Here is a 1481-nt window from a genome sequence, read left to right on the forward strand (position 1 = left end):
TTTTTTTATGGCAAAATATGATTATGAATTCAAGAAAAAAATTGTAAATGCATACATGAATGGCGAAGGAGGAAAACGGTTTTTAGCAAATAAGTATGGTGTAAAATCTTCTCAAGATGTCATGAAATGGGTAAATGCTTTTAAATCGTTTGGTGATGAAGGCTTAATGCGTTCCAGAAAAAACGAAACATATACTTTCGAATTCAAACTTCGTGTGGTAGAGTTATATTTATCAACAGAGGTCTCTTATCAGGAGTTGGCTCTATCCGTCGGCATAAACAACCCACCATTAGTTTCTAAGTGGGTAAATGACTTTAGAATTGCTGGTCCTGATGCTTTGCGACCCAAACGAAAGGGGCGACGTTCCAAAGTGTCTAAACCAAAGGAAAGTAAATCTAACAATATCGAAACTACAAGCAATAATTCAGAGTATTTAAAACAACTTGAAGATGAAAATCTCAAGTTAAGAATAGAGAATGCCTATTTAAAAGAATTGAGGAGGTTGCGTTTAGAGGAGGAAGCTCTTCTGCAAAAACAGCGAGAATCATCCACAGCCTCCGAGGAGACTTCAAACTAAAAGATATTCTCGCATTCACAGGTTTTCCCAAAGCAACATATATGTACTGGCAGAAACGCTTTAATAGAGAAAATCCAAATGAGGATCTTGAGCAAAGAATCCTGGAAATCAGAAAAGAAAACAAAGATTTCGGCTACCGTCGGATTTATGGTGAATTAAGAAAACAGGGCCTCATTGTAAACAAGAAACGTGTTCAACGAATTATTCAGAAGCTAGGCCTTCAAGTTACTTCATTTACTAGAAAAAGCCGTAAATATAGTTCTTATAAAGGCAAGGTGGGTAAGGTTGCTCCTAATAGAATTCACAGGAGGTTTGAAACTCCTATTCCACACCAAAAGATTACAACAGACACCTCCGAATTTAAGTATTATGAGGTAGATGATAAAGGACGAATGATCATCAAAAAACTCTATCTGGATCCATTTATGGATATGTGCAATAGAGAAATAATTAGTTATGGTATCTCGCAGCGACCATCTGCTGAAAATATAATGGATGCTTTAAATGAAGCCATAAAAATTACAAGCGATTGTAAATATAGGCGTACATTTCATTCAGATCAAGGATGGGCTTACCAGATGAAGGCTTATAGTTATAAGCTAAAAGAAAATAAAATCTTTCAAAGTATGTCCCGGAAAGGAAACTGCCATGATAATTCTGTAATGGAAAACTTCTTTGGAATTATGAAACAAGAGATGTATTATGGTGAGGTTTATTATAGCTATGATGAGTTGAAAGAGACAATAGACAAATACATAAGGTATTATAACGAGAAACGAATTAAAGAGAAACTAGGGTGGATGAGTCCTGTAGAATATAGGCTCAGTCTCTTGGCAGCATAAAATAATTGCGTAGCAGTTAAAAACTACTACGCAAAAAAGTCTAACTTATTGGGGTCACATCA

Annotated in this window: 1 protein-coding gene; it reads left to right on the top strand. The window is 35.5% G+C overall.

Features of this window, described 5'->3' with window-relative positions; genetic code table 11:
• Positions 1 to 7: 7 nt before the first annotated feature.
• Positions 8 to 1419, top strand: a protein-coding gene (locus CS063_RS17345; RefSeq protein WP_308415563.1) for an IS3 family transposase whose coding sequence is annotated in 2 segments (ribosomal slippage) — positions 8 to 521 and positions 521 to 1419 — 1413 coding nt in all. Because the reading frame shifts where the segments join, the coding sequence is not laid out codon by codon here.
• The last annotated feature ends 62 nt before the right edge of the window (positions 1420 to 1481 follow it).

Source organism: Sporanaerobium hydrogeniformans (genome assembly GCF_002735925.1).
In the GTDB taxonomy this organism is placed as follows: Bacteria; Bacillota; Clostridia; order Lachnospirales; family Cellulosilyticaceae; genus Sporanaerobium; species Sporanaerobium hydrogeniformans.